Below are 6,877 nucleotides of genomic sequence, written 5' to 3'. Positions count from 1 at the left end.
AACACTTTTCTCAAAATTCATGCACCGTGTTTTCGGCTTGACCCGTTTTTAACACGTTTGATGTGTACCGCAGCGTTTTCGCTGCTGGCGCAATGACGTACATAGATGGAGAATTGAAACATCGTGAATCCGTCGCGTTGTAACGTTTGCCGGAACTGGACGTAGGCTTTTTTCTCTTTTTTCGTTTCAGTGGGCAGGTCGAAAAATACAAGTATCCACATGATGCGGTATTCGCTGAGGCGTTTCATGAAAAGGGTCTATGATAGTTCGGGATAGACAATTTTACGTAATTCGCCGGCGAAACATTTGTAGAGTGACGCAGTGGTTGTGGCTACTGCTACCATGAGAGGACTGCGTTGGCCGTTTATCTGTACATCGAGTGTGGGGATGCCCAATAAACGGGCTTTGAGTTCACGTGTCAGAGAAGTATAGTCTTCTGCACTATTAATGATATCGACGATGAGTTTGTCTACATAAGGGCGGTATGGCTCCATGATGTCGTCTGCCAGACAGTAGGCGTTGTAACGGTTGTGATGATGTATGCCCCATGTAGGCAAGAGGCCGCTGCACACCAAGGCACGGGCCACTATGGCTCGCAGGATGGCATAGCCGTAGTTGAGCAGATTGTTGGGCGGTTCGCCTTCGCGGCTACGGGTGAAGCCGGGATGTTTGTCGGCAAAGAGACGTTTCCAGTAGAAGGCGGCAGCGCGGCCTTCGAGATTGTCCGGATCTCCGCTTCTCACATCGGCGGCCCATATCTGCATGCAGCGTGTCTCGGCTGTGGTGGATTGGCGGAGAACGGTTGCCTGGTTGTTTATTTTCGTACGGATGGTTTGCTGCCACAACTGTTTGCGTAGGGGGACGGAGGCTTCCAGCTGATGGCGGAAACGCTCGTTTTGTGTGGTGTTGCCGCACAGTGGGAGCATCAGACCTACAGGCATGCTCCGGCTGTTGCAGGTGACAATGGCAACGTTGTTTTCGAGCAATGCTTCGAGCAGTCCTTGCGTGATGGTTATTTGTTGGTGGTCGAGTACTACTACGCCGAGGTCTTCGATGGGTTTTGTCACAACGGATTCCTGACGGATGATGTCGGCTACATTAGGACTTTTTTCTACGGCGGGCAGCTTGATGACTATCTGTGCGTTGCATAGCGACAAGTAGGCGGGATTGCCGAAGTAGAGCGTTTTCTTTATCATGGTCCTCAATAGGTTAGGTGGATATTGAATGGAGATGTGGCAGGATGAGGATGCAGGCTGCGATATGTAGTGGGCTTATTTTTTGAGTTTGTAGCGCCCGAGGCGGTCCGTTTTCAGGAGTATGCAATGTTCCTTGATGCTGAGGCCGTCATCGGATATTTCTATTTTGTTCATTGCATTATATTCTTCTCCCGGAGCTATGATGCCGGCTATATGGTGAGGGATGAAGTAACACCGCTCTTTTGTTGCCGATACCATTTTGTATATTCTGTTGACATCTATGTGTTCTTCTCTTACTTCATCGTTGAGTTCTTCTTTTGTGGGCAGGTATACTAAATCGTTGGGTGAGAGTATGAACTGTAACCGGCGGCCGGCTTCGTCAGTTTCAGGTGCGGGCGGCAGATTTTGTTTGGCCCGTTCAATGGCTTCCTTAAGCGGGATTGTCGCGTAGCTGCGTTTGCCGTCTTCTCGTTGGTAAACGGCAAAGAAGAGATTGGTGTCTTTGTCTGCGACGACAAACTTCATTTTTCTGTTTCCTCTTGTCCCTATAGGAAATTTAAGGCCGAGTTTTTCCGCCACCCTTACCTTTTTGATAGGATGGTGCGGTTTTCCGTCGTTGAGTTCCCTGATGTTCTCGTTGAGGGCCTTCAGTCCGTCGGGTGAGAAGGCTTCCTCACTCTTTCCGGCGTATTTCTCAAGATGCCGGAATAGGATTTTTTGAATGCCCGTGTCGGTGATATCTGCGATATTCTTTTGATTGAAATTTTGGTCGAGCGGTTTGCGTGTGGCCACCTGGCGGGTTGCCTCCTTGTCTTTGGAGAATTGGCGGACTTTTATTTTCTTGAAGTCGTAGTTTTTCCAGATCGGATCGGCGTTTTGGAGGAAGAACTTTTCAATGAGGGTGTCGGAATAGTTAGGCAGTCGCTTCAGTTCGCGTATTTTCTGTCGTAAAGTTTTGTCTACGATTCGTCCGGGCTGCTTGATGGCCTCTTTCAATTTTACTTCGCCGGTTTTTTGCAGGTTCACTTCGCCGTAGACCGTGTCTTTGTGTAGTGATTTTCGGATGGCAAAATGGTCGCCGCGGGTTTGTCGGACAAAAATCTTTTTGCCGGTTTCCGGGTCGTAGCGCTGGTAAAAATTAGTGGATTTGGTGATGACGCGCAGATTCTTCTTGATGCTTACCACGATGTCGCGCAGGGCTTCTTCTGTGTCCTGAGTGAAGGTACTCCATGGTTTCTTGATGAAACGGGACTTGCCGGTGCAGAGATTTTCCCGCAGGCCATAATGTTCTTTTTCGCCGCTGGAGCAGTTGTTCAGGTAGTTGATTATCGGGCGCGATGCGCAGGCAATGACGATGGCATCCATGGCATGGTGCCGATGGTCAATGCGTTTTCGGCTGAAGCCGGCTTGTAGTTCAAGCGGCATGTTGATTTGAAAAACGCGTTTGCCTTTCTTGTTTTCCCATTGGCCGAAACGTTTGCTTTTTACTTTATCGTTCAGCCGTTCGAAGCGGGAGTATATGATGTGGTTCCATACGTCTTGTAATCCCCAGTCTCTTTTGAGCCAGTCGGTTACCTTACCGGTGTATACGATGACGTTCTTCGATGTGCTTTCGGGTTCCAGACGGCCCTTGGCGTCTTTCTCCCGCACAATGTTGGAGAGTATGCCCACTACGAAGCGGGCAATGTAGCGGCTGTCGTTGAGTTGACGCGCCGTGAACTGTGCCGGAATTTCTTCGGACAACAGGTTCTTCTTTTTGCGGGGGTTCCTGCAGAAGTGTTCCTCCACAAGGCAGGTGTATTCATCCGGCGTTAGGATTCTGACTTCGCGGCCTTGGCAGTTGACGGTGCCGCCTCCGTGTTTTTTAATGAATTCGAAGCCCAGCATCTTGTCTTTGAGCTTGTTGATTTCGGCTTCGCAGATTACCTTGTTGTTATAGGAATCATCAAAGTAGCGTGCCCGTGGTATGACATGTTCAACCTCGTAAGCCGTAGTGAAGAGTTTGGCTAAGGGGATGGGGCGTTTCGTGTAGGGTGATACGTATTTTTGGTCGAGCCATAGGCGATACCGGTGGATTTCTGCACGTGTGGGGCGCTTTTGGCTGTCGGTTTGCCGGAATTTGTCGATGATGTTGTTCATCTCTTCGAGTTCGGCGTCATTGTCATGCCGGGCTTTTTCAAACGCTCCTTCCTCATAGATGTGGAGCAGTGTCTGCTGACGGGGCGAATAGGGGCGCACGTCTTTTATCTCCATTTCTGGATTCATGAATTCTGTGAGCAATGCCTTGATGCGCAGGTTTATGGCCTCGTTTTGCAAATTTCTGTCGTGGGCTTTTTTGCGTTCGGCGGCGGTTTGCTTCATGTCGCGTCCTATTTCCACGTGTATTTCGTCAATGCTCCCCATCTCCTGCCATAGGTCGTGAACGATACGCATCGTTTCGAGCGCCACTTGTTCAACAACGGGATTGCGCAGAGAGTGTTGCCGGAACTTGCTGATGTATTCGGCCAGTTCTTCGGGTGTTTCCCATTTTTGTGCGTCTGTCGTCTCAGAATGACGGCCGTAGGCCACATAGGCAGCCAGCCAGGGGGCGAGACCGGAAAATTGCGATATGTTTTGTAGTCCCTCTTCTGCCACTATTTGTCGTACATGGAGAGAGATGGCGGTATCTTCTTCGCCGCTGACAAAGTGTTCTATGCGCCGGTATACATCGGGGGAAATCGCTGTTTCGTGCCAATGGCTGCCGCGGCGCATGAGAGGGAGCAGTTTGCGGATGGCCTTGAGGCTGTAGGCGCCGTAGTCCTTCTTGAAGGGCGGGCACTTTTCAAAAGCTTTTCTGAAAGCTTCAGCGTCCCATCCCCGTTTGCGGGCAAAGGTGGAAAGGGCGCGTTGTAATTCGGCGTAATCGCTTATGGAGTAGAGCAGATGCCAAAGCGCCTCTTCCATTTTATCGTCCGGCACTTCATTGGATAGTCCTGCCTTTTTCAGTCGCGAAATCAGTTGGTAGCGGGTTTCGCCCATGAGGTATGCCTTGTCTTCGACATAATTCCAGCGATAGTCTTCTTCCTTTAGACCCAGTAGTTTCAGCAGGTTCTTTTGATTGATTTCCTTGACGTTCCGTAGATGATTGAAGAGTTTTACGAGCGCCTCTTCGTTCAATATTTCCGTGCTTCTGTCAATGTCGGTGAGTTGATGGCCGTCTTCGTGGCTTTGGCGTTGAACGATTCTCAGGTTGGCAAGGAACTGCCATAGGCGGAATTCCTGATAGGCGGGGTGAGAGCGCGGTATACATTTGATGCCGGTCCGGTGTAGGTTGCCTTGTTCGTCCTGAAAGGTGCGGCTCTCGAGAGGACATTCGGCAATGAGTGACTTTTTGCTTTTGAGTGGACGTTGGTAGAAGAGGATGTCTTTTACGATAAAGTGTGACATAGACCATGCTTCCACGTTCCGGCGGTGTGCCTCGTTGGAGGGGTAAAGGGCTTCGACACACTGTTTGTAGAGAGTGCGGTCGGTTAGTTCGGGATGTGACTTCTCTTGATGTCGGAGAATTTTTTGCAGTTCATCAATGTAGAAGTTTCGGTCGATGGTACGTACAAGTTCGCCGATGATTTTCTGCGAAGGGTCATCAAGCAATGCCTTGAAGATGAATTCGCCTACAGTCAGATTTTCCTTTTTTATGAGATCCTGCGTGCGCGTCTTGATGAGTTGCCAGTCGTCATCCTTGGGCATCCGTGTGGTTACTTTTGGGGAACCGTCCTTTTGGGCATTCAATAGCGTGGTAACAACGATCTCGCGCACGGTGCCCTCCCATTGTGGCCGTTCTTTGGCTGTGACGAGGTGTTCCACGCCGTTTTCAAATGTGACTTTATAGATGTTCTTTCCTTTGCTCGTTTCGCCTGTGCTGCTGATTTCCTTTACTTTAGTCTTAAAGTATTCTACTGTTTTGTTGTTGTCGGTCTCTTCCACTTCATCACGGCTTTGATTGTATCCGCGTTTATGGTTGAAGCTGTGCAGTATCCACGCCAGTTCCTCTCCTGTTATTTTTTCAGTCAGCGCCTTGCGACGCAGATAATAGATTGTCCAGTCATAAGGTACACTCTTAATTTCAGGATGCTTTTGCCGGAATAATTCCAGCATTTCTTTATAGGCAGGTTTAAATAGAAACTGGCATTGGCCTTCTGTTGTGGTTAACCAGGGTATCCGTGGTTCCTGATGATCAGATATCTTACCGTAACCATCGAGTTGGGCCGCGTAGTGTTCAGGCAGAAAGCCTGTCAGTCTGAGCAGACGGTTGAGGCGTTCCCGGCGACTTTTGAAGCGGGTTTTCAGGCGGCGGGCAATTCGTGCCTTAGTGCGTTGACTTGTCTGTGAGATACTGTTCCCTTTATCGAAATTACCGATCATCTCAGCATCCATGGGGATAATACGGCATCCTGTTTTGATAATCCTTCCGGTGGGGATAAGGAATTTATCGTTTGTGGCGGATTTTTCTTTCTCTTCGTGTTGTATCCATGCCCAGCCGATGCTATTGGTGCCTAAATCGAGGCCTATGATGTTTTTCATGTTGTACCTTTGAATGTTATTTTACAAATATACGAAATTAATCGGTAATTAATTTTGCTGTTACGTGGAAAAATGTTTATTTTGCCAGCACTAATTATAAAGCAATTCACAATAAGGATTATTCCGTTGTGAAACACATTGAGTCGGCTCCATACATTTCTTTGTATGGAGTCTGCTTTTTGAAAGGGGTTGTTGTTGCTGAGAATAGAACCGTGTTATCCTATTGAAATGTAGGGGCATTAGTTGTCCGATAAGATATGGAATACCGAGAATCCCCGCCGCGTACAATTCGCGGCGGGGATTCTCGGTATAGTAGCCCTTTTTCAGGGCGATATCAGCCTGATGCTATTTAGTCGTGGAGTTTTGCCTTGATAAATTCGCGGTTGAGGCGGGCGATGTTGGCAATGCTCTCATTCTTGGGGCATACGGCTTCGCAGGCACGGGTATTGGTGCAGTTGCCGAAACCTAGTTCGTCCATCTTGGCTACCATGGCTTTGGCGCGTTTGGCCGCTTCGGGACGTCCTTGAGGCAGGAGGGCAAGCTGGCTCACCTTGGAACTGACGAAAAGCATGGCGGAACCGTTCTTGCAGGCTGCCACACAGGCGCCGCAACCGATGCAGGTGGCGCAGTCCATGGCTTCGTCGGCATCCTGCTTGGGAATGAGGATGGCATTGGCATCCTGAGGCTGACCGGTGCGTACGGTCACATAGCCGCCGGCGGCCTGAATTTTGTCGAAGGCGGAGCGGTCTACCATACAGTCCTTGATGACGGGGAAAGCGGCCGAGCGCCAGGGTTCCACAGTGATGACATCACCATCGTTGAAGCGACGCATGTAGAGCTGGCAGGTCGTGGCGCCGCGCTCGGTCTTGCCGTGTGGCGTTCCGTTGATGTAGAGCGAGCACATGCCACAGATGCCTTCGCGGCAGTCGTGGTCGAACGTGAGCGGCTCTTTACCTTCGTTGATGAGTTCCTCGTTGAGGATGTCGAGCATTTCGAGGAAAGAAGTGTCATCGGGGATGTTGTGCATTTCGCGGGAGTCGAAGTGGCCGGCATCCTTAGGACCGTTCTGCTTCCAGTACTTGATTGTAAAGCTTATATTCTTAGCCATTTTTCTGATGTCT

General features: G+C 49.7%; 3 protein-coding genes and 1 pseudogene. All 4 read right to left on the bottom strand.

Annotated features, from left to right (window positions below):
• Window positions 1–44: 44 nt before the first annotated feature.
• Window positions 45–248: pseudogene (gene cas2, locus C5S62_RS11925) on the bottom strand (CRISPR-associated endonuclease Cas2); the annotation flags it as partial.
• A gap of 9 nt (window positions 249–257) precedes the next feature.
• The gene (cas1, locus tag C5S62_RS11920; protein WP_104405602.1) at window positions 258–1,196 is read right to left on the bottom strand and encodes a type II CRISPR-associated endonuclease Cas1; all 939 of its coding nucleotides are present in this window, start codon (window positions 1,194–1,196) and stop codon (window positions 258–260) included.
• 75 nt (window positions 1,197–1,271) lie between these two features.
• Window positions 1,272–5,756 (bottom strand): type II CRISPR RNA-guided endonuclease Cas9, encoded by a 4,485-nt coding sequence (cas9, locus tag C5S62_RS11915; RefSeq protein ID WP_104405601.1) that lies wholly within the window; start codon window positions 5,754–5,756, stop codon window positions 1,272–1,274.
• Window positions 5,757–6,105: 349 nt separating this feature from the next.
• Window positions 6,106–6,864 carry a succinate dehydrogenase/fumarate reductase iron-sulfur subunit gene (locus C5S62_RS11910; protein ID WP_104405600.1) on the bottom strand — a complete coding sequence of 253 codons (759 nt, stop codon included), beginning with the start codon at window positions 6,862–6,864 and terminating at the stop codon, window positions 6,106–6,108.
• Window positions 6,865–6,877 lie beyond the last annotated feature (13 nt).

The sequence above is a fragment of the Prevotella sp. MGM2 genome (assembly GCF_002933955.1).
Lineage (GTDB): Bacteria > Bacteroidota > Bacteroidia > Bacteroidales > Bacteroidaceae > Alloprevotella.
Note: the sequence above shows the minus strand (reverse complement) of the source record. Positions and strands in the feature narration are given on the sequence as shown.